The sequence below is a fragment of the Brevibacterium sp. RIT 803 genome (genome assembly GCF_016892625.1).
GTDB lineage: Bacteria > Actinomycetota > Actinomycetes > Actinomycetales > Brevibacteriaceae > Brevibacterium.
Genome location: NZ_JAFEMW010000003.1, coordinates 35,316 through 54,277, shown reverse-complemented (window position 1 = coordinate 54,277; position 18,962 = coordinate 35,316). Strand labels below are relative to the sequence as shown.

The following is an 18,962-nucleotide window of genomic DNA, read 5'->3' as shown; positions in this document are numbered from 1 at the left end:
GCGGTGGGTCAGCGAGTGGTGTATCCGCCGTTGGCGAAGATCGTCTGGCCGGTGATCCACCAGCCCTCGGTGGCGAGGAACCGCACGATCGGAGCGATGTCCTCGATCTGAGTGAGTTGATTGCCCATGCCCTGCGATTTGTGGAACTCCACCCGTTCGGGTGTTTCCTGACCGTAGAAGAACGGAGTGTCCATCGGCCCCGGGGCAATCGCCGTGACCGAGATTCCACGCTCAGCGTACTCCTTCGCAGCCGCCCTGGTGAAGTGCTCGACCGGGCTCTTGCCGCCGGCGTAGGTCGAATACCCGTCCGTGAATGCCGCAAGCAGCGCCGTGACGATGGTGATGATCTTGCCGTTGTCGGCAAGGTGCTTCCCCGCCTCCTTGATGAAGAAGTAGGCGGCTTTGGAGTTGATGTCGAACATCGAGTCGTACTCGTCTTCTGTGGTGTCCGCGATCGGCTTGCGCAGCACCTTGCCCGTCGTATTCACTGCGATGTCGATCGTTCCCAGCGCCGAGGCGGCATCAGCGAACAGCTTCTCGACGTTGGCAGGCCGGGTGAGGTCTCCGGTCAGGAGCACGCCCTTTGCCCCGCTCGACTCGACCGCGGCGAGAGTGGCCTCGGCCTCACTGCGGGAGGATTCGGAATTGTAGTGAATGGCTATATCGGCGCCCGCCTCGGCGGCCTGCTGGGCGATGAGCCCGCCCAGATTCTTTCCGCCGCCGGCGATGAGGATGTGCTTGCCCTGGAGTGATTGATCGGTCATGGCATCTCCGCTTGTATCGGTGGTACATCTGACTATAGCGACAATACACGATAATATAGCGACATGACAGAGGTGGCATCGCTTGATACACGGACGCGCCTGCTCAACGCGGCTGCGGACCTCATTGCTGCAACCCCCGGGGAGGACTTCTCCCTGCGGGCGGTCTGTGATGCCGTGGGTGTGAAGATGCCGACTCTGTATCACTTCTTCGGCAACAAGCAGGGGCTCATCGGGGCCGTCATCGAACGTGGCTTCGACATGTATCTGTCTGCCAAGTCAGCCTCCGAATCCAGCGGTGATCCGATCCAGGACCTGCGGATGGGCTGGGATGCTCATGTGTCCTTCGGGCTGGAGAACCCCGGTTTCTACACGCTCATGTACGGCAAGGTCAGGCCCGGGTACTCACCGGAAGCGCAGTCGAAGCCGAGCGAGATCCTCCGTTCACTGACACGACGGGCCGAGGAGCAGGGCCGGCTGGTGGTTGGCTATGAGCAGGCCGCGGCCCACATCCTGGCGACGAACATCGGAGTGACACTGCGGCTGATCATCCAGGGCCGAGCCGATCCGGATCTCTCAGCAGGAGTGCGTGAAGGCGTGATCGCCGCGATCACCGGATCGGGGCAGGCCGGCGATGATGGGCAGCACTTGGGGCACTCGGTGATCGAACGTGCGGCAGCGCATCCGGAGGTCCTCGGTGCAGCCGAGACCCAGCTGCTCATCCAATGGATCAGTCGCCTCGGCGAGGGTGAGTGGTCAGAACAGGGTCAGTGACGGGCGTGTGAGCGAGCCGACGAGTACTTGCCAACGGCCCGGTGCAGTCGCTGCAGCCCTTCCTCGATGCGCTGCGGTTCCGCCGAGGCGAAGCACAGGCGCAGCGCGTTCGTGAAATCACCGGTCTGGGAGAACGCGGTTCCGGGAATGTAGGCCACGCCTTCCTCCAGAGCCACGGGCATGAGGTCCTCGGTGTTGATGGTCTCGTCATTGAACGTCACCCACAGGAAGAAGCCCCCATCGGGATCTGTTGACCGGATCTCCTCGCCGAAGAGCCGTTCGAGACCGGACGTCATCGCCGTCTTGCGCTCGCCATAGGAGCTGCGCAGATGGGCGACGTGGGTCTCGGCATTGCCGTCATTGAGCCACTTCGCGACCATGTGCTGGGTGGGCAGGCTCGTGCACGAGTCCATGGTCTGCTTGGCGTTGATGATCAGACCGCGCAGGTCCGGGTCGATGTCGAGCCAGCCGATGCGCAGGCCGGGGGCGACGAATTTGGAGAAGGTGCGTACACCGAAGATCAGGGGATCATTGGGGCTGAGCTGGCTGAGGGAGGGGATGTCCTCCCCGGAGAAGCGCAGAGTGCCGTAGGGATTGTCCTCGAGGATGACCGAATTGTGGCGGTGGGCGAATTCGAGGAGCTTCTCACGGCGGGCCAGGGACATCGTCACGCCGGCCGGGTTCTGGAACGTCGGGACCGTATAGATCACCGAGGGGGCGCGACCGGCCCGGGCCACGATGTCGTCGAGCGCGTCCACCTGCATTCCTTCATCGTCGACCGGTACCTCGGCGATCTCCGCTTCATAGCTCAGGGCTGTGGCCGAGCCGTTCGTGTACGTGGGGGCCTCACAGAGGACGAGGTCGCCGGGGCTGACGAAGAGCTTGAAGCCGAGATCGATTCCCTGCATGCCGCCGGTGGTGATGACCAGGCGCTCACGGTTGCCGAAATGCTCGGCCGGGATCTGACCGGTCTCCTGCAGGTAGTTCAGCAGCGCGTCGATGAGGACAGGCTCGCCCTGCGTCTCCCCGTAGGTGAAACTCTCCGGAGTGAAGACGGTGTTCGCGATCCGAGCGAAGTCCTCGGCCGGCAGCATATCGGGGGCAGGCGAGCCCATACCGAACTTGACGATGTCGTGGTCGTAGGCAGCGAGCATCGCCACGGAGGAATCGATGACAGAGCCGACGAGGCTGTCGGCCCGGCTGGCGAAGGGAAGGGTGGGGCGCGCTGACGCTGAGGATGAAGCTGACGGGCTCGCGATTGACATGACGACCTCCAACGGGGCTGCATGCCTGACGTCGACGTCACCGGCGATGTTCAGGAGCAATTTGCCCGAACGACGGAACTACTGGTGGTCTCAGCATAAGTACGACGAGCTCGGCGGGGCAAGAGGCGCGGCTGGGTGGGTGAGTCGGCAGGCCAACGGCGGGCCACCTCGGCGAGGGTGAGGCCTATGCTGGTGGTCATGGCCGACTCAAAAGAGCGTGACATCAGGACTGCGCCCATCGATGAACAGCTGCCCGCACTCGTCGACGAATACCGGGGCAAGCTCCTGGTCTGTCTGGAGGGGATGAGCGAGGACGAGGCGCGCCGTTCTCTGGTGCCCAGCCGGACGACTCTGCTGTCCTTGGCCAAGCACGCGATCTTCGTCGAGACCGTGTGGTTCGGGGAGGTCGTGACCGGGCGGTACCGAACCGAATACGGGCTGCCGAGTGACTCCGGAGACTCGTTCATCCTTGCTGATGAGGACACGGTGGCAAGCGTCACTGAGGCGTATTGGCAGGCTGTCGAGCGCTCGCATCACGCGGTGGAGGGGATGACTCTGGACACGGTGCTCACCGGGCACCGGTCGGGGCCGATGCCGTTGCGCTGGATCTACCTTCACATGCTGCGTGAGCTGGCCCAGCATTGCGGCCATGCGGAGATCCTGCGAGAGCAGGTCCTCGCGCAGCGGGCTCAGATCTCGAGCACCCGGATGTAGAGCCTGCTCGCCGTCGTGTCATAGTGACCCAGTAGACTAATGCGGTAATGACATCCCCGCTTTCACTTTGAGGTGAAGAACTCTCATGCCAGCAATCGTTGTCGTCGGCGCTCAATGGGGCGACGAAGGTAAAGGTAAAACGACCGATATCCTCGGCACCAGCGTCGACTACGTGGTCAAGCCCAACGGTGGGAACAACGCAGGCCACACGGTTGTCGTCGGCGGTGAGAAGTACGAACTCAAGCTTCTGCCGGCAGGCATCCTCTCGCCCAACGTCACACCGGTCATCGGCAACGGCGTCGTGGTCAACCTCGAAGCCCTCTTCGAAGAGATCGAAGCCCTGGAATCCCGCGGTGCAGACACCTCGAAGCTGCGGATATCGGCCAACGCCCACCTTGTCGCGCCCTACCACCAGACCTTGGACAAGGTGACCGAACGGTTCCTGGGCAAGCGCGCCATCGGCACCACCGGACGTGGCATCGGACCGGCCTACATGGACAAGATCGGACGCCTCGGCATCCGCGTCCAGGACATCTTCGACGAGTCGATCCTGCGCCAGAAGATCGAAGGGTCGCTGCGGCAGAAGAACGAACTCCTCGTCAAGGTCTACAACCGCCGAGCCGTGGACGTCGAAGAGATCGTCGACTACTTCCTGCCCTTCGTCGAACGACTGCGCCCCTACGTTGCTGAGACCGAGCAGCTGCTCAACGACGCCCTCGATCGTGACGAGGTCATTGTCATGGAAGGCGGCCAGGCCACGATGCTCGACGTCGACCACGGCACCTACCCCTTCGTGACCTCCTCGAACCCGACCGCCGGCGGATCCTGCGTCGGCTCGGGCATCGGACCCACACGCATCAATCGCGTCGTCGGAATCGTCAAGGCCTACACCACGCGAGTGGGGGCCGGGCCATTCCCCACCGAGCTCTTCGATGATATGGGGGAGTACCTGCAGAAGGCCGGCGGTGAGTTCGGAGTCAATACCGGACGCCCGCGTCGCTGCGGGTGGTACGACGCCGTCATCGCCCGCTACGCTGCACGCGTCAACGGGTTCACCGACTATGTGCTCACCAAGCTCGACGTGCTCACCGGCATCGAGTCCATCCCCGTGTGCGTGGCCTACGAGGTCGACGGAGTCCGCCAGGACGAGATGCCGATGTCGCAGACCGAGTTCCACCACGCCAAGCCCATCTTCGAATACTTCGAGGGCTGGGCAGAGGACATCACTGGGGCTCGCACCTTCGCGGACCTGCCCGAGAACGCGCAGAAGTACGTGCTCGCACTCGAAGAGCGTTCTGGCTGTCGGATGTCGGTCATCGGCGTCGGTCCCGACCGCGAACAGTCGATCGTGCGGCACGACCTGCTGGACTGAGCGTCTGACGCACAGCAATGGCTGTGTCTCATCGGCGGTGATCTTCTTGGCGAAGGTCACCGCCGAAGTCATCTCAGACTCTGACTCCCGAATTCCGGCACTGGCCGTCGCCGATACAGGCGACTCATCTCATATTCGCAAGCTTCATTGAGATTCCACCTTGTTGACTGCTAGCGTCGAACGCTATGTTCACTACGCTGTTCGCGCCGATGCGAACATCATCTTCTTTGGCACCGAAACGTCCGTTGCGAAAGCCCCTGGCCGCCGCAGTCGCGCTGATGACCCTCATGTCGACGTCTGCCTGTATGCCCGACATCGATCGCAACGAGGGCTTTCCGCCACCACAGGTCACTGCCATTGCCGCCGGATCGCCAGGGGGCGGACTCGACCTGGCTGCACGGATGACGAAGGACGGACTCGAAGCCGCCGGCGTCGACAGCCTGATGACGATCGAGAATATGGGCGGAGGCGGCGGCAACCCTGCCCGTGCGGCCGTCCTCCAGCGTGAGAATGACGGAACCAGTGTGGTCTTCGAATCCAATCGTGTCTTTCTGTCCCACATCACCGGGACCACCGACATGTCACTTGACGACTTCACCCCGATCGCCCAGCTGACCACCGACTATGAAGTCTGGTTGTCCAGGTCCGACTCGGAGTTCGACTCACCTGAGAAGGTCCTCGACAGCATCAAGGACGATCCCAAGTCCGTGAAGTTCGGCATCGGCACCGTTCCCAGCGATGACCAGCTCAATGTGCTCCGACCGGCCAGTGAATACGGCATCGACGACCTGGCGTCGTTGAAGCTGATTGCGTTCTCCGACGGAGGCGACCTCAACAACGAACTTCTGGGTGGTCGCGTTGACGTTGCCTCGACAGGACTTTCAGAAGCGATGGAGCTCGTCGAATCCGGCGACGTCGAGATCATCGCCGTTTCAGCGCCGAAGACTCTCACCGACGGCCCGGCCAAGGGCGCACCGACCTGGCACGACCTCGATATGGACATCACGATCAACCACTGGCGCGGCGTCTTCGGTCCCGCCGGAATGTCAGACGAAGCCGTTCGGTGGTGGCAGGCCTCCCTCAAGCGCAGCGTCGAGTCGGACGAGTTCAAGGACCAAGCAGATGCCTTGGGCATCGACCCCGCATATATGCCGGGTGACGAATGGTTGGATTCGGTCATTCTGCCTGAGAAGAAGGAATCGACAGAAGTGCTCGACAAGGTGGGATTGGCGAAATGACATCTGAACCGACACTGGCCGAGACGCCGCACGAAGCGGGGTCGAAGACAGAGAGCACCGCGCTGTCGACGGGTATCGCCGTGGCAGTCCTCGGCGCCATCGCCGTCTTCTATCTGGTCAACGCTCTGCTGCTGCCGGACACGGAGACCGACGAAGGGATCGGGCCCAGAGCCTTCCCGGTCGTCGTCGCCATCGTCCTGACCTGCACCACCGCACTCGGCGTGCTCACGCTGCTTCGCGGACGCGTCGAGGTGCAGGCGGTATCGAAGACGGAGCTGCTGAGAGTCGCCATCTGCATCGTGCTCTTCGCGCTCTTCGCTGCGTCGATCTTCCTCATCGGATTCGCCGAGGCGGCTGCCATCTTCTCGGTCCTGACCTCCACATTCGTCTTCGGGGTCAGGCTGTCTCTCAAGCGCGCGGCGTGGCTGCTGGTCGTGGGCCTGGTCATCGGCCTGGTGCTCTTCCTCGTCTTCGACGTGTGGTTGAACGTACTCCTGCCTGTCGGCTGGATCGAGTACCTGCTCTTCGGAGGACTGAACCTATGAACTCCTGGACCGAACTGCTGGGCGCGCTGGGGTCGATCACCACGTCGCCGATCCTGCTTCTCGTCATCCTCCTCGGCGTGCTCCTGGGGACCGTCGCCGGTCTTCTTCCCGGGGTCGGACCCTCGACAGCGATTGCTCTGCTTCTGCCCGTGGCGATCACCATGCCTGCCGAACTGTCTCTGCCGCTGATGGTGTCGTTGTATCTCGGCGCCGAATACGGTGGCCGGATCTCGGCGATCCTGCTCAACATCCCCGGCGACCCCGGCGCGATCATGACCACGCTTGATGGGCACCCGATGGCTCTCAAGGGCAGAGCCGCCTCAGCCCTGACGATCTCAGCCCTCGCCTCGTTCGTGGGCAGCATTCTCGCGTTTCTGGGGCTGGCATTCATCGCAGGGCCGATGTCCGAGCTGGGGTTGGCATTCGGCCCGGCCGCCTACTTCGCCGTGGTCGTCATGGCTCTCGTTCTCAGCGCCACGCTGGTGGGAAATGCTCCGATGCTCGGTCTGACCGCTGTGGTCATCGGTGTCGCGATCTCCACGGTCGGCATCGAACTCCAAACGGGGCTGCCGCGATTCACATTCGGCACGTTCACGCTGTTGGAAGGCGTCGAACCGATCGTAGCGATCATCGGAGTCTTCGGAGTCGGTGAGATCCTTGCCAGCACAATGATGGGCCATACCGGTCAGGGTCTGTCTCGCCTCAGTGGCCGCTTCTTCCCGACCAAGGGCGAACTCAGACAGGGAACTCTGCCGAGCCTGCGCGGCTCGGTCATCGGATTCGTCTCAGGAGTTCTTCCCGGAGCGGGGACGACGATCGCGGCATTCTTCTCCTACGGTCTGGAGAAGCGGCTGGCGCCCGCCTCCGCGGGAATGGGCAAGGGAGCAGTGCGAGGACTCGTCGCACCTGAAGCGGCGAACAACGCTGCTGTGTCCGGGTCCATGGTTCCGCTGCTGACTCTGGGCATCCCCGGGTCAGGAACGACCGCGGTGCTGCTGGCGTATCTGATGATGTACGGGCTCAACCCCGGACCGGGGTTTTTCGACGCCAACCCCGTCTTAGGCTGGACGATCATCGGCGCGCTTCTGATCAGCGCCATCCTCGGCGTGATCATCAACATTGCTGCTTCACCGCTCCTGTCCAAAATCCTCGCGATTCCCATGCCCTATATGGCACCGGTGATCCTCATGCTGGCTCTCATCTCGTGCTACAGCATCCACAACTCGGCAACCGATGTCTATATTGCGCTGGGCTTCGGCATTCTGGGCTACGTGATGCGCCTGGTCGGAATGTCACCGGCGCTGCTGGTCATCGGACTGGTCCTGGGAGAGATGCTCGAACGCAACCTGCAGCAGGCCCTGGGCCTGACTGGTGGAGACTTCGGGGCAGTCATCTCGCAGCCGATCGTGATGGTGTTTCTGGCCATCGCGGTCCTCTCCCTGCTGACAGCATTGCCGTGGAAGCAGATGCTGGGTAAGCAGGAGGACAACGACCAAAGGAAGGACACCGAATGTCGCAGCAACCGCGACTGACCGAGGCCGCTTATCAGGGCCCATCCCTCGAAGCCGATCGTGACTTGTATCGGCCCATCGGTGAGCAGACCGAACGGCGCGAAGTCGTCGAGGAATTCACCATCCCGATCCGTTCGGGGCAGGCTTGGGAAGTACCCGCCGGCCATGTCTGTCGGATCTCCACCGTTGAGGGGCCGCAGGTCGGGGACCTCAATCTGTGGAATCGGCACGATCCGCGGGAGAGGTTCTGGGCCTCGCGGACCCGTCAGCTGCAGGCGGCGCACGTCTCGACGTTCGACCGGCTGTGGTCGACACTGCCGTTCCTGCGCCCCATGGCCACGATCGTCTGCGACACCTTGGCCGACTACGGCACAGATCTCGAGGGCGGTCGCCTCCACGACACTCTCGGCACCCGCTGTGATCCCTATGTCTCCACGATGCTCAACGGCGTCGACTTCGACTATCACTGTCATTCCAACCTGGTTCGGGCGATTCTGCCGTTCGGTCTCACAGAGTTCGACGTCCACGATGTCCTCAACGTCTTCCAGTGCACGGGCCTGAATGACAACGACGAATACTTCATGAAGACCTGTCCTGCCCAGCCGGGTGACCATTTCGAATTCTTCGCGGAGCAGGATCTGTTGGCGGCACTCTCGACCTGTCCCGGGGGAGACCTGTCGAAGCCGATGTTCGGCGAGGACAACGAGGACCCTGTCGAGAACTGTCACCCACTCAAGGTCACCGTCTATGCGTTGCCGGAATACCTCCTCGGCGACTGGAAGGAACCGAGCTCACCGAATTATCGGGGCGGGCACGGGCTGAAGCCCCAGCCCTGGGGGTGAACTTAAGCGCTCTGGGTGCCGGCCGAGTGCAGGCGTCCGCCGCTGAACCAGCGCAGGAGTGCCGCGCAGAGAGCAAGGAATGCCACGAAACCGCCGTACCAGCATGCGGTTGCGAAGAGTCCGATGGCAGGGACGAGGATCCCGGCGATGACGACCGGAAGGCCGAATGCCAGATAGCAGACAACGAAGACTGCGGCCATCACCTCGGCGTTGGCCTCCGGCTTCACAGCTGCCTGGATGGTCTTCAGCGCACCAGGGAAGGCCGTGCCGAAGCCGGTTCCGGTGATGATGACGGCGAGGCAGTACAGTTCGGGCGAGGTGAGAGTCAGGGCCACCAGGGTGAGAGTGCTGCCGACGGCGAGCGAGATCGTTCCGTAGAGGGTGACGGTGCGCGCGGATCGGTTGCGCATGAAGAACCCGGCCAGTCCTCCGGAACCGGCGAGCATCGTGACGACGAGTCCGCTGACGAGGTGGGAATTCGTATGGAACTCGGTGGTGATGATGTTTGAGCCGAGGGAGAGGTACAAGCCTCCCGTAGCCCAGCCGGCGACGAAGGCCGGCACAGCGAACAGGAACGCCTTGCGCACTTCCCTGGGCAGAGCCGCGCGCGGCAGCAATGATGCCCAGGCTCCTCGGCGCCGGGCCGAGGTCTCCGGCAGGACCCAGACGATGCCGGCCAGCAGCAGATATGTGCACACGAGGGTTCCGAAGACCACCGCGGCGCCGCTGCTCTCGACGAGAACGGCGAGAGTTGCTCCGGCGAACAATCCGCCGATGGCCAGGCCCGCCATCGCCGAAATTGCGTTCCACGAGGAGGCTGAGCCTGGCTTGTGCGGCAGTTCCAGGTCGACGACCGTCGCCGAGAGAGTCGACAGCAGAATTCCGCTGGCAATTCCTTGGACGACTCGGGAGAGGATCAGAGCCGCAGCGCTGTCGGCATGCCAGAACAGGAACATGCTGATGGCGAGCACGACGAATGCCGCGCAGATGACGGGGCGGCGCCCGATGTGATCGGAGAGTGCGCCTGCAGTGAGCAGTGCCGCCAGCAATGCCACGGCGTAAGCGGCGAACACCACCGTGATCATCACCGGAGCAAAGCCGAAATCGGCCTGGATGACGGGGTAGAACGGCGACGGGGCGCTGGCTCCGGCCATCATCGCCGAGGTGGCGATCAGGACCATGCGCAGACGCCAACGCTCGCGCGACCACCAAGCAAAGGTGGGAGGCGGCTGAACCGCGGAAACAGTAGCCTCCTCCATGATGTTCGAAACTTTTGGAACCATTCTTGGAGGCTATACGACATTCTCAAACAGTTCAACTATTATCGAACCATGGTTGCCAATGAGAAACTGCCGCACCCGGAGCGCGAGGACATCGAGCTGACCGCAGTGCTATTCGCCCTCAGTGACGAGGCCAGACTGGCTCTGGTTCAGCAGCTCAAGGAGGGTCCGATGGACATGGCGAACTGCTCGGCGTTGGATCCGAACGCACCGAAGTCGACACGCTCGCACCAGGTCAAGGTGCTGCGCGAAGCCGGCGTCATCATCAGTGAACTGCATGGCCGCAACCGCCGCTTGACGTTGCGGCGTGACGACATCGATGCTCGTTTCCCGGGCCTGTTGGAGTCCGTGCTGCAGGAGGAATCTGCTCTGCAGGAGTGACGGTGCTCAGCGCACAGCCATGTCCCAGCTGTCGTCGGGCAGTGCCTGACCGGTCTCAAGGTAGGACTTGAGTCCGGCGAGAACCGCGGGCCAACCCTTCGAAACTCCGGTGTGCAGGCCGGCGTCGGCGAAGTTCGTGTGGGTGACGGTCAGTTTCACCACTTCGCCGGACTGCTCGATGAGGTATGAGGCAACGGAGCCCTCGTCGTCGAGATCCTGGTCGATTGGCTGGAAGGTGAAGACGAGTCTATTCGGTGGATCGGTCTCGAGGATCTTGCCCCAGACATCGGCTTTACCGTCCGGTCCGCCTTTGTGATGGGCCCATGACGACCCGACCTGCCAATCGGAGACGACGGCGACATCGTCCCAGTACAGGCGCGTGATCTCGAGGTCGGTGAGCGCGTCCCAGACCTGCTCCGGAGTGGCTCGGATATAGGTGACATAGACGAAATCGGGAAATTCTTCGGTGGTGGTCATGGCTGTCTCCTCGGCTCTTCTCTTGACGGCGTCGATGACGTCGAAGTGGTGCTGGTCGAACTCGCGGGTCCATCGATTCTGCATCTCATGGATCGGGTACGAGTTCAGGTAGTGTCGTCGTTCTCGTCCGTGGCGGACGATCGCGATTAGGTCGGCGTCGACGAGCAGATTCAAGTGCTGTGTCACTGACTGTCTGGCCATCGAGAGGCCTTCGCAGAGTTCACTCAGTGACTGCCCGTCCTCTTTGCGGAGGACGTCAAGGAGTCGTCGACGGGTTGGGTCGGCGAGGGCTTTGAACACTCTGTCGAGTGTGTCGGTGTCGGTCACATCTCTAATATGCAGGTATCTACCTGCATATGTCAATAGGTTGGCGGCAGCACACTGAAATGGGGTTCCCAGTCCCTCAGCCATAGGATCGAATCAGACAATGATTACGCCTGCGCGGCACACCAAGGAGGTCGACACATGACGCACGTTTCGCTTCTCAGTCGGTATGCGGATCGGCTCGGGTTGAGTGATTCCGCCCCCGAACTGCACCGACGTGCTCAGGGATCTTGTGCGCAGATTGTCGAACTTCTTGACGAGATCCTGGTCGCGCACACGCACTCGATCTGCTTTGAGAATCTCGACGTGGTTGCCTTTCGCGCCAGGGGAGACCTCGAAGCCGTCGCCATCGACATCGACGGATCTGCGGACAAACTGCTCACCGATGGTCGGGGCGGATACTGCCACGAGCATGCGTCACTCATCCGCGGGGTCGTCACCGAACTGGGGCTGAGGGCACACCCGATTCTGGCCCGAGTCCACCTCGGCGACGGGCAGACGGCACCGGGAGCACTGACTCACCAGGGAACCATCGTCGACCTCGACGGCCGTCGTTTTCTCGTTGATCCCGGCTTCGGCGGGGGAACGCCGGAGGCTGCGCTCGAACTCTCCGAATCCGCTGCGGCCAGAATGACGTCCCACGGCGAACACCGAATCGTCCCTGCGAGGACTGTTCTCGCACCGCAGCTGCGCGCCGACAGTGACTGGGTGCTCCAATCACGAACGCGAGATGACCAGGAATTTCGCATCGTCTATGCGTTCAGTGAAGTCCCTCGCCCGCAGGCCGATCTGGACTTGGCGAACTGGTTCACCTCGACGAAGCCCGGGTCGCGGTTCACCGGTCCGCCCATTCTCGCTCTGCCGCTGCCCGAAGGCGGCAGGGTCACTGTGGAGGGGCGCCGACTGCGGCGCATGATCGGCGGTGTGCGACCCGATCGACACGAACGGACCCTGTCTGATGCCACGGAATTCGCCGAGGTGCTGTCGACTGAATTCGGACTCGACCTCGACAGGGAATTCACTGACCTGGTGTGGAGAGCGACCACTGAGGGGTGAAGTGCCCGGTCTGAGGATCTGCGGGCAGACCTGAACGGCGGCCGGTGGACCATGCCCGTGTCAGACCCCGGGTCTACACTGCTGTCATGTCCGCGGCGACTCGGGATGACCTCATTCGCAGGCCACACCCGCGCCTGAGCCCCTTCGTGGGTGACTACGTCGCCTACGACGTTTCGGGCGTCCCCGCCGGGACACATCTCGGGCTGCCATCGGGCACCCTGACGTTCATCGTCTCCATCGACGAACCGCTGCACCAATACGACGCGGCAACCGAGCGCACCGAGTCCTTCGACGTACTGCTCGCGGGCCTGCATCTGCAACCCACCCTCATCAGGCACAACGGCGCAATGGCCGGAATTCAGGTCAACTTCACCCCCTTCGCTCCTCGCATCCTCTTCGACACCCCTGCCGTCGACCTCGTTCACCGCACGCACGACCTTGCCGAGATCTCACGCCCCATCGCCGCCGAGCTGTACGAACGCGTCAACGAAGCCACGACCTGGTCTGCCCGCTTCGATGCCATCGACGAGGTCCTCGTCCGTGCCGTCCACGAAGGCACCCGGCCTCGGCCCGAGGTGGTCAGCTCCTGGAAGCAGATCGCCCGCAGCCACGGCGGGCTGCCCGTCTCACTTGTGGCGGATCGGATCGGTTGGAGCAGACGTCACCTCAATGGAGTGTTCCGTGCAGAATTCGGCATCGGACCCAAGGAGGCGGCGCGGATCATGCGATTCGATCGGGCGAGACGAATGATCTCGGCGCAGTCTCGAACCTTGGCAGATATCGCTGCGATCTGCGGTTATGCCGACCAATCCCATCTCAACCGCGACTTCCGACTGCTCACAGGGACCAGTCCGTCTCTGTGGCTGACCGAGGACCCCGTGGTGCGGCAGGACCGAGATCGCTGGTCGCTGGATCGGTAAGCGCCGCCTCGGCGAGCGTCGGTACAGCTGCACCCTGTGTCTCCGCAGCCCGCGCAGTTCCCAAATGTCCAAGCCGCCGCGGTGGCGCCGGGTCCACGATGGTGTGGACCGATACGACGAGGAAAGGACACACCATGTCAACGACCACCGGAACCAATGTCTGGCCCACATTCCGCTACCGAGATGCGAAGGCTGCGATCGCGTTCCTGCAGGACGCCTTCGGCTTCGAAGCCATCGCTGAGTACACGAACGCCGATGTCCCTCAGCGAGTCGATCACGCCGAACTGCGTTGGCCAGAAGGTGGGGGAGTCATGCTCGGCTCCACGCGCGACGACGGCGGTGTCATGACGAAAACCGGAGTCGCCGCCGGCTCGGTGTACATCGCCACTGGCCGAGTCGAGGAGCTCTATCATCGCGCGATCGCGGCCGGTGCCACGAAGGTCATGGGTCTGAGTGAACAGGACTATGGCTCCAAGGACTTCAGCGTCACCGACCCGGAGGGGGTGCTGTGGAGCTTCGGGACTTATCGAGGTGCGGGCGCAGATCAGGAGTGATGCCCGAGCACTGTGTCGGCCGCGGTGTAGAGAGGCTTTTCCAGCTGCGAGGATGACCCGCGGATCACGTTGGGCTACGCGCGTCTCGCGCTCACGCCTTCTGCCCAACGATAAGGCTGCGTCGCAAGAAGTGCGCCGATCGAGCGGCGGAGGCGGGAGACTTCTGCACGCACCGTGACCAGATGCTCGGCATCGCCGTAGATCGTGCGACTGAGGTCGGCAGTGCTGATTCCAGATGGCCCCGCCGAGGTGATCGCGGCGAGGATCTGCGCACGCCGTGGCGTGAGCGGAACCGTGAGCGGATCATCGCCGGAATTGATCTCGAGCACCGCGGGTTGGCTTGTCTGTCGCAGCGTGACCGAGACCTGTGCTTCGTCGGCGGCCTCTGCTGGTCTCAGCAGCCAACCGCCGGTGATCTTCTCCGGCAGGCACAATCCAGCCCCGGGGATGAGGATCGTGCGGTCAGGTGCCGGCACTTCGATCCGATCGCGGCTGCGAACACCCTGCTGATAGGCGACCCAGCCATCGTCGTCGACGACCAGCGCAGGACCGTGACTGCCGCTGAGGACGATGGACATGCGATTGCGCAGGCCGCTCAGCTGCTCCTGTTGGATGAGGGAGAGCCTCGCCTGCGCCAGATGGACGGCAGTTGTGACCAGAGACTGCACGGCAGGATGGAGGGTGAGTGCTGGTCCGCTGATGTCGACGACGCCCAGGAGGCTGCCATCGATGGGATCGTGGATGGGAACCGCACTGCAGTACCAGGGATGCTGCGATGTTTCGAAGTGCTCGGCGGAGAACAGTTGGACCGCGGCCTCCTCGGCCAGAGCAGTGCCGATGGCATTCGTGCCCACCCTGGATTCGGACCAGTGGGCACCCTCGACGAATCCCAGCGAATCCGCCTGACGTCTGGCAGCGGTGGCGCCGTCTCGCCACAGGATCACTCCCTCGGCATCGGCGACGACAAGAATGAAGCTGCCTGCATCGGGCATCCTCAGCAACACGGATTTCAGCTCCTCGACGATGAGGCGCAGCTTTGAACGATGCCTACGGGACTCCACGTCCGCCTCGGCGGAGAAGATTCTGCGATTGCTGCCCGATGGGTCGAGGCCCAAGCGCAGCATTCGATCCCACGAGCGCGCAACGAGCGCCCGCGGCTGCTCCGGCGGCGATGCGCCGGTGATCACTGCATCGTGAATGCGTGTCAGATCTCTGGCGAGATGCGCCAGATCCGGCTGAGGCATGTCACGAGTATAGGCGTGGGAATCGTCACTGGCCATGCAACTCGATGCAACTCTTCCTCGGCTGTTCGTGGAGGGATAGCTTGGGGGCACACAGCTCAACGAGGAGGAGTGACATGACAACGACAATTGACCGCACACAGCTCACCGCCGATGACATCGCGACCGAGTGGCTCAGCAGCTTCGAATCCGCACTGCGGGCGCGTGACATCGAAGCAGCTGTGGGACTGTTCGCCACCACGAGTTACTGGCGAGATCTCGTGTCTTTCACGTGGAACCTCAATACAGTGGAGAACCATGACGGAGTCAGAGACCTGCTGACCGTGAACGCGGACAGGGTCGCACCATCCGATTTCGAGCTCAGCGATCCTGCCGCCACCGCCGACGGGGTCACCGAAGCCTGGTTCACCTTCGCCACCTCTGTCGGCCGAGGCAAGGGCCTGGTGCGACTCATCGACGAGGACGGGCCCAAAGCATGGACCATGCTCACCTCCTTGCAGGAACTGACAGGCTATGAAGAGCCTCGCGGACACCGACGGGTCAAGGGGGCCGAACACGGCGTCGACCCTGAGCGGAAGAGCTGGTCGGAGAAGCTTGCAGAGGAGGACGCAGCCTGGGGAGACACCGCACAGCCGTACACTCTCGTCGTCGGCGGGGGACAGGGCGGCATTGCGCTCGGCGCTCGCCTGCGTCAGATGGGAGTCCCGGCGCTCGTCATCGATCGGTGGGAGAAGCCGGGAGACCAGTGGCGTTCACGGTACAAGTCACTGTGCCTGCACGACCCCGTGTGGTACGACCACCTGCCCTATCTCAAATTTCCCGACAACTGGCCCGTCTTCGCACCCAAGGACAAGATCGCCGATTGGTTGGAGTTCTACACCAGGGTGATGGAGATTCCTTACTGGTCATCGACGACGGCGAACTCGGCGAAGTATGACGAGAAGGCCAAGCAATGGACGGTCGAAGTCGACCGCGACGGTAAGAAGGTCACGCTCAACCCGACTCACCTGGTGATGGCCACGGGAATGTCGGGCAAGCCGAATGTCCCGTCCTTCCCTGGTGCCGACAGCTTCAGGGGAGAGCAGCAGCATTCCTCGCAGCACCGGGGCCCCGACGCCTATACGGGCAAGAAGGTCGTCGTCATCGGCAGCAACAACTCCGCCTTCGACATCTGCGGAGCACTGTACGAGCACGGTGCCGATGTCACGATGGTGCAGCGCTCAAGCACACACATCGTCAAAAGCGACTCCCTCATGGAGATCGGGCTTGGCGACCTCTATTCGGAGAAGGCCCTGGCCAACGGCGTGACGACCGAGAAGGCGGACCTTATCTTCGCCTCTTTGCCGTATCGCATCATGCACGAATTCCAGATCCCGCTCTACGACCAGATGAAGGAACGCGACAAGGATTTCTACCAGCGCATGGAAGATGCCGGTTTCGATCTCGACTTCGGCGACGACGAGTCCGGGCTCTTCCTCAAGTACCTGCGCCGCGGCTCGGGCTACTACATCGACGTCGGCTCGGCAGAACTCGTCGCCGACGGAAAGGTGAAGCTGGCCAAGGGAGACGTCGATCATCTGACCGAGACCTCCGTGGTCCTCGCCGACGGAACCGAACTGCCTGCCGACCTCGTCGTCTATGCCACAGGATATGGGTCAATGAACGGCTGGGTGGCCGACCTCGTCGATCAGGAGACGGCGGACAAGGTGGGCAAATGCTGGGGCCTGGGCTCCGACACTGCCAAGGACCCCGGCCCGTGGGAGGGCGAGGAGCGGAACATGTGGAAGCCCACTCAACAGGAGAACCTGTGGTTCATGGGCGGCAACCTCCACCAGTCGCGGCACTACTCGCTGTACTTGGGGCTGCAGCTCAAGGCCCGGTACGAGGGGTTGGATACCCCGGTGTACGGGGTGCAGGAGGTGCACCACCTGAGCTGACGCGACGCGAGGCGGACTCCGTGAGTGCTGAGTCGCCTGTGAATGTTTGAGTGTGGAGGGCTGCGTGAATCGATTCACGCAGCCCTTCGCCTATGAGTTCCAGGGACCAAATATCGGGCCTTTTCTCGGATCTTTAGCGAACTGAACAATTGTCAATGTTTAAGGCGCATGGTCAAGAAAGGTATCGCTTTATCTGAATCGTCTGGTTGATCAGCAGCAGTGAAGACTTTTGCACAATCACTGTTCAATTTTGCAGTCTTGGTAGGTGGGATTTTAGTCCTGCAACTATTGAACGTTTATGCCGGAGTGTGTGACTCTTGCTAGATCTCATCTATGAAAGAGGTCACATTGGCGCTCAGGGATGCCTTTAGAAGTCCGGCAACGTCGCTGGACGATCAAATGGAAAGTTACGCAACGGAGCGAGTTCCACGGGCTCAACGATGGCCCGCATTTGCTATCCTCCTGATTCTCACGGGTAACGTCACCGCGATGTTCTGGTTCACCCTCGGAGGCCAGATCGGGTTCCTGGTCGGTTGGCCCATGATGCTGATTCCGATCGGATATTTGGTGGTCGTGTCCACGGTGCTGGGATCGCTCATTATGAAGATCGCGTCCAAGGAAGGACTCAGTCTCGTACTGCTGACCCGAGGGCTGGGGTTTGGTGCAAAAGGGTCGGCAGTCGCTTCTTTTATCTACGGTATCAACTATATTTTCTACTTCATTTTTGAAGGCAGTATAGTTTCTCACGCGTTGAGTGAATATTTTGGGGTTGGACAAAGTTCGGTGACCGCAAGTGTCATTTTTGCGCTCGTCGGTGCTGCCGCTTTGTACTTTGCATGGCGAGGAATGCACTCTATGAACATCTTGCAGCGCTTCGGTATGCCGATCTTCTTGGGACTTTTTATACTCGGAATATTTATGCTCTCACAGGGGCATGCGATCGCTGGTCCCGGCCAGTGGGTTTCTCTTACCCCAGATGATCCAACTGTAATGTGGCAGGCGTTCTCTTTGGTCAATGGGCAGATCGTATTTCAGGCTCTGCTGGCCACCGACTATGGTCGGTTCTCGCGTCCCCAGATCGGGTACAAGGGGACAGCCGGGATCATGTTTGGTGAAATGATCATGATCGCAGTCGTCCTGATACTAGGGTCGTTGCTCGCATTCACTGTTTACCCGAGCATCACGCAAGGGGACCCAGTCCTCTATTCGACGGACCCTGGGTTCGTCTTCGCCATGGTTATGGGCTTCCTCGGTGTTGTGTTCGCGATCATCACCCAAATTCGAATCAACGTCATGAACCTCTATTCGGGGTCTCTCGCGTTCTCCAACACTTGGGACGCGTTCGCGAAGAAGCCCATCCGGCGAAACTGGTGGATGGTTGGTCTACTGGTCCTCGGTATCGCGCTCTATCCCGTCAACGTCCTGCAGTACACGGACACCTTCCTTGCCGTGACCGGAATCATGACGAATACATGGATCTTTATCCTTCTCGCGGACTATTACATCTGCCGAAAAGTGTTCAAATACGCTGCGACGGAGAAGATCGATTACGACGAAAAAGTTATTAGAGACTGGAACCCATGCGGAATGATCGCCATGGGGGTCGCCGTCATCATCGGCGGTCTGGGTCTTGCCGGCATGTATCCGATCTACTACGCATCGTTCGTCGCGATGTTCATCGGCCCGATTCTGCACGTACTGCTGACAGTGATCACCAGGGGACGCTTCTATTCTCTTGTCGACAACGCGGCCAAGCAGCAGGCATAGAAA

At 61.8% G+C, this 18,962-nt stretch carries 18 protein-coding genes; 13 read left to right on the top strand and 5 right to left on the bottom strand.

The window, feature by feature from the left end; genetic code table 11:
* Positions 1-8: 8 nt before the first annotated feature.
* Positions 9-764: an SDR family oxidoreductase gene (locus tag JTF07_RS10660; RefSeq protein WP_204234258.1), complete on the bottom strand. Its 756-nt coding sequence runs from the start codon at positions 762-764 to the stop codon at positions 9-11.
* Positions 765-827: 63 nt separating this feature from the next.
* Here JTF07_RS10660 and JTF07_RS10655 point away from each other — a divergent pair, with 63 nt between their 5' ends.
* Positions 828-1,535: a TetR/AcrR family transcriptional regulator gene (locus JTF07_RS10655; protein ID WP_204234257.1), complete on the top strand. Its 708-nt coding sequence runs from the start codon at positions 828-830 to the stop codon at positions 1,533-1,535.
* On the opposite strand, the gene JTF07_RS10650 is transcribed toward JTF07_RS10655, so the two are convergent.
* On the bottom strand, positions 1,529-2,800 hold the full coding sequence (locus JTF07_RS10650) for an aminotransferase-like domain-containing protein (protein WP_204234256.1): 1,272 nt from the start codon (positions 2,798-2,800) through the stop codon (positions 1,529-1,531). The two genes, JTF07_RS10655 and JTF07_RS10650, sit on opposite strands and share 7 nt — an antisense overlap.
* Before the next feature lie 198 nt (positions 2,801-2,998).
* Between JTF07_RS10650 and JTF07_RS10645 the strand changes: the two genes are divergently transcribed.
* The 6 genes from JTF07_RS10645 (at position 2,999) to JTF07_RS10620 (ending at position 9,022) form a co-directional block, all read left to right on the top strand.
* The gene (locus tag JTF07_RS10645) at positions 2,999-3,514 is read left to right on the top strand and encodes a DinB family protein (RefSeq protein ID WP_204234255.1); all 516 of its coding nucleotides are present in this window, start codon (positions 2,999-3,001) and stop codon (positions 3,512-3,514) included.
* An 85-nt stretch (positions 3,515-3,599) separates the two neighbouring features.
* Positions 3,600-4,886 (top strand): adenylosuccinate synthase, encoded by a 1,287-nt coding sequence (locus JTF07_RS10640; protein WP_143923594.1) that lies wholly within the window; start codon positions 3,600-3,602, stop codon positions 4,884-4,886.
* Positions 4,887-5,071: 185 nt separating this feature from the next.
* The gene (locus JTF07_RS10635; protein ID WP_204234254.1) at positions 5,072-6,124 is read left to right on the top strand and encodes a Bug family tripartite tricarboxylate transporter substrate binding protein; all 1,053 of its coding nucleotides are present in this window, start codon (positions 5,072-5,074) and stop codon (positions 6,122-6,124) included.
* The gene (locus JTF07_RS10630) at positions 6,121-6,669 is read left to right on the top strand and encodes a tripartite tricarboxylate transporter TctB family protein (protein WP_204234253.1); all 549 of its coding nucleotides are present in this window, start codon (positions 6,121-6,123) and stop codon (positions 6,667-6,669) included. Before JTF07_RS10635 ends, JTF07_RS10630 begins: the two co-directional genes overlap by 4 nt.
* Positions 6,666-8,201, top strand: a complete 1,536-nt coding sequence (locus JTF07_RS10625; RefSeq protein WP_204234252.1) for a tripartite tricarboxylate transporter permease — start codon at positions 6,666-6,668, stop codon at positions 8,199-8,201. The genes JTF07_RS10630 and JTF07_RS10625 overlap by 4 nt, the downstream gene beginning before the upstream one ends.
* On the top strand, positions 8,180-9,022 hold the full coding sequence (locus JTF07_RS10620) for an urea carboxylase-associated family protein (protein WP_204234251.1): 843 nt from the start codon (positions 8,180-8,182) through the stop codon (positions 9,020-9,022). The genes JTF07_RS10625 and JTF07_RS10620 overlap by 22 nt, the downstream gene beginning before the upstream one ends.
* 2 nt (positions 9,023-9,024) lie before the next feature.
* On the opposite strand, the gene JTF07_RS10615 is transcribed toward JTF07_RS10620, so the two are convergent.
* Positions 9,025-10,305, bottom strand: coding sequence for an MFS transporter (locus JTF07_RS10615; RefSeq protein WP_252199741.1), 1,281 nt, complete (start codon positions 10,303-10,305; stop codon positions 9,025-9,027).
* Positions 10,306-10,353: 48 nt separating this feature from the next.
* Here JTF07_RS10615 and JTF07_RS10610 point away from each other — a divergent pair, with 48 nt between their 5' ends.
* The gene (locus JTF07_RS10610) at positions 10,354-10,683 is read left to right on the top strand and encodes an ArsR/SmtB family transcription factor (RefSeq protein WP_204234250.1); all 330 of its coding nucleotides are present in this window, start codon (positions 10,354-10,356) and stop codon (positions 10,681-10,683) included.
* A gap of 6 nt (positions 10,684-10,689) precedes the next feature.
* Here JTF07_RS10610 and JTF07_RS10605 read toward each other — a convergent pair whose 3' ends face one another.
* Complete coding sequence (locus JTF07_RS10605; protein ID WP_204234249.1) at positions 10,690-11,487, bottom strand: ArsR/SmtB family transcription factor; 798 nt, start codon at positions 11,485-11,487, stop codon at positions 10,690-10,692.
* 138 nt (positions 11,488-11,625) lie between these two features.
* On the opposite strand from JTF07_RS10605, the gene JTF07_RS10600 reads away from it, so the two are divergent.
* The 3 genes from JTF07_RS10600 to JTF07_RS10590 all read left to right on the top strand — a co-directional run bounded on the left by JTF07_RS10600 (position 11,626) and on the right by JTF07_RS10590 (position 14,014).
* Positions 11,626-12,540, top strand: coding sequence for an arylamine N-acetyltransferase family protein (locus JTF07_RS10600; RefSeq protein ID WP_204234248.1), 915 nt, complete (start codon positions 11,626-11,628; stop codon positions 12,538-12,540).
* Positions 12,541-12,626: 86 nt separating this feature from the next.
* A complete protein-coding gene (locus tag JTF07_RS10595) occupies positions 12,627-13,460 on the top strand; it encodes an AraC family transcriptional regulator (RefSeq protein ID WP_213018796.1) in 834 nt (277 codons plus the stop codon).
* A 134-nt stretch (positions 13,461-13,594) separates the two neighbouring features.
* Entirely contained in the window at positions 13,595-14,014 is a 420-nt protein-coding gene (locus JTF07_RS10590) for a VOC family protein (RefSeq protein ID WP_204234246.1), read from the top strand.
* A gap of 74 nt (positions 14,015-14,088) precedes the next feature.
* Here the strand turns inward: JTF07_RS10590 and JTF07_RS10585 are convergent, their stop codons facing one another.
* Positions 14,089-15,258 carry a GAF domain-containing protein gene (locus JTF07_RS10585; RefSeq protein WP_204234245.1) on the bottom strand — a complete coding sequence of 390 codons (1,170 nt, stop codon included), beginning with the start codon at positions 15,256-15,258 and terminating at the stop codon, positions 14,089-14,091.
* 113 nt (positions 15,259-15,371) lie between these two features.
* Here JTF07_RS10585 and JTF07_RS10580 point away from each other — a divergent pair, with 113 nt between their 5' ends.
* Together JTF07_RS10580 and JTF07_RS10575 are read left to right on the top strand one after the other, a co-directional pair.
* Positions 15,372-17,192, top strand: a complete 1,821-nt coding sequence (locus tag JTF07_RS10580; RefSeq protein WP_204234244.1) for a flavin-containing monooxygenase — start codon at positions 15,372-15,374, stop codon at positions 17,190-17,192.
* Positions 17,193-17,525: 333 nt separating this feature from the next.
* Positions 17,526-18,959, top strand: a complete 1,434-nt coding sequence (locus JTF07_RS10575) for a purine-cytosine permease family protein (RefSeq protein ID WP_204234243.1) — start codon at positions 17,526-17,528, stop codon at positions 18,957-18,959.
* Positions 18,960-18,962 lie beyond the last annotated feature (3 nt).

What these genes read in the sequence shown, in the direction of transcription:
- JTF07_RS10660 (WP_204234258.1), bottom strand. Translation starts at nt 764, where the DNA reads ATGACCGATCAATCACTCCAGGGCAAGCACATCCTCATCGCCGGCGGC.
- JTF07_RS10640 (WP_143923594.1), top strand. Translation starts at nt 3,600, where the DNA reads ATGCCAGCAATCGTTGTCGTCGGCGCTCAATGGGGCGACGAAGGTAAA.
- JTF07_RS10650 (WP_204234256.1), bottom strand. Translation starts at nt 2,800, where the DNA reads ATGTCAATCGCGAGCCCGTCAGCTTCATCCTCAGCGTCAGCGCGCCCC.
- JTF07_RS10620 (WP_204234251.1), top strand. Translation starts at nt 8,180, where the DNA reads ATGTCGCAGCAACCGCGACTGACCGAGGCCGCTTATCAGGGCCCATCC.
- JTF07_RS10630 (WP_204234253.1), top strand. Translation starts at nt 6,121, where the DNA reads ATGACATCTGAACCGACACTGGCCGAGACGCCGCACGAAGCGGGGTCG.
- JTF07_RS10575 (WP_204234243.1), top strand. Translation starts at nt 17,526, where the DNA reads ATGAAAGAGGTCACATTGGCGCTCAGGGATGCCTTTAGAAGTCCGGCA.
- JTF07_RS10600 (WP_204234248.1), top strand. Translation starts at nt 11,626, where the DNA reads ATGACGCACGTTTCGCTTCTCAGTCGGTATGCGGATCGGCTCGGGTTG.
- JTF07_RS10635 (WP_204234254.1), top strand. Translation starts at nt 5,072, where the DNA reads ATGTTCACTACGCTGTTCGCGCCGATGCGAACATCATCTTCTTTGGCA.
- JTF07_RS10655 (WP_204234257.1), top strand. Translation starts at nt 828, where the DNA reads ATGACAGAGGTGGCATCGCTTGATACACGGACGCGCCTGCTCAACGCG.
- JTF07_RS10615 (WP_252199741.1), bottom strand. Translation starts at nt 10,305, where the DNA reads ATGGTTCCAAAAGTTTCGAACATCATGGAGGAGGCTACTGTTTCCGCG.
- JTF07_RS10585 (WP_204234245.1), bottom strand. Translation starts at nt 15,258, where the DNA reads ATGCCTCAGCCGGATCTGGCGCATCTCGCCAGAGATCTGACACGCATT.
- JTF07_RS10590 (WP_204234246.1), top strand. Translation starts at nt 13,595, where the DNA reads ATGTCAACGACCACCGGAACCAATGTCTGGCCCACATTCCGCTACCGA.
- JTF07_RS10610 (WP_204234250.1), top strand. Translation starts at nt 10,354, where the DNA reads ATGGTTGCCAATGAGAAACTGCCGCACCCGGAGCGCGAGGACATCGAG.
- JTF07_RS10625 (WP_204234252.1), top strand. Translation starts at nt 6,666, where the DNA reads ATGAACTCCTGGACCGAACTGCTGGGCGCGCTGGGGTCGATCACCACG.
- JTF07_RS10645 (WP_204234255.1), top strand. Translation starts at nt 2,999, where the DNA reads ATGGCCGACTCAAAAGAGCGTGACATCAGGACTGCGCCCATCGATGAA.
- JTF07_RS10595 (WP_213018796.1), top strand. Translation starts at nt 12,627, where the DNA reads ATGTCCGCGGCGACTCGGGATGACCTCATTCGCAGGCCACACCCGCGC.
- JTF07_RS10580 (WP_204234244.1), top strand. Translation starts at nt 15,372, where the DNA reads ATGACAACGACAATTGACCGCACACAGCTCACCGCCGATGACATCGCG.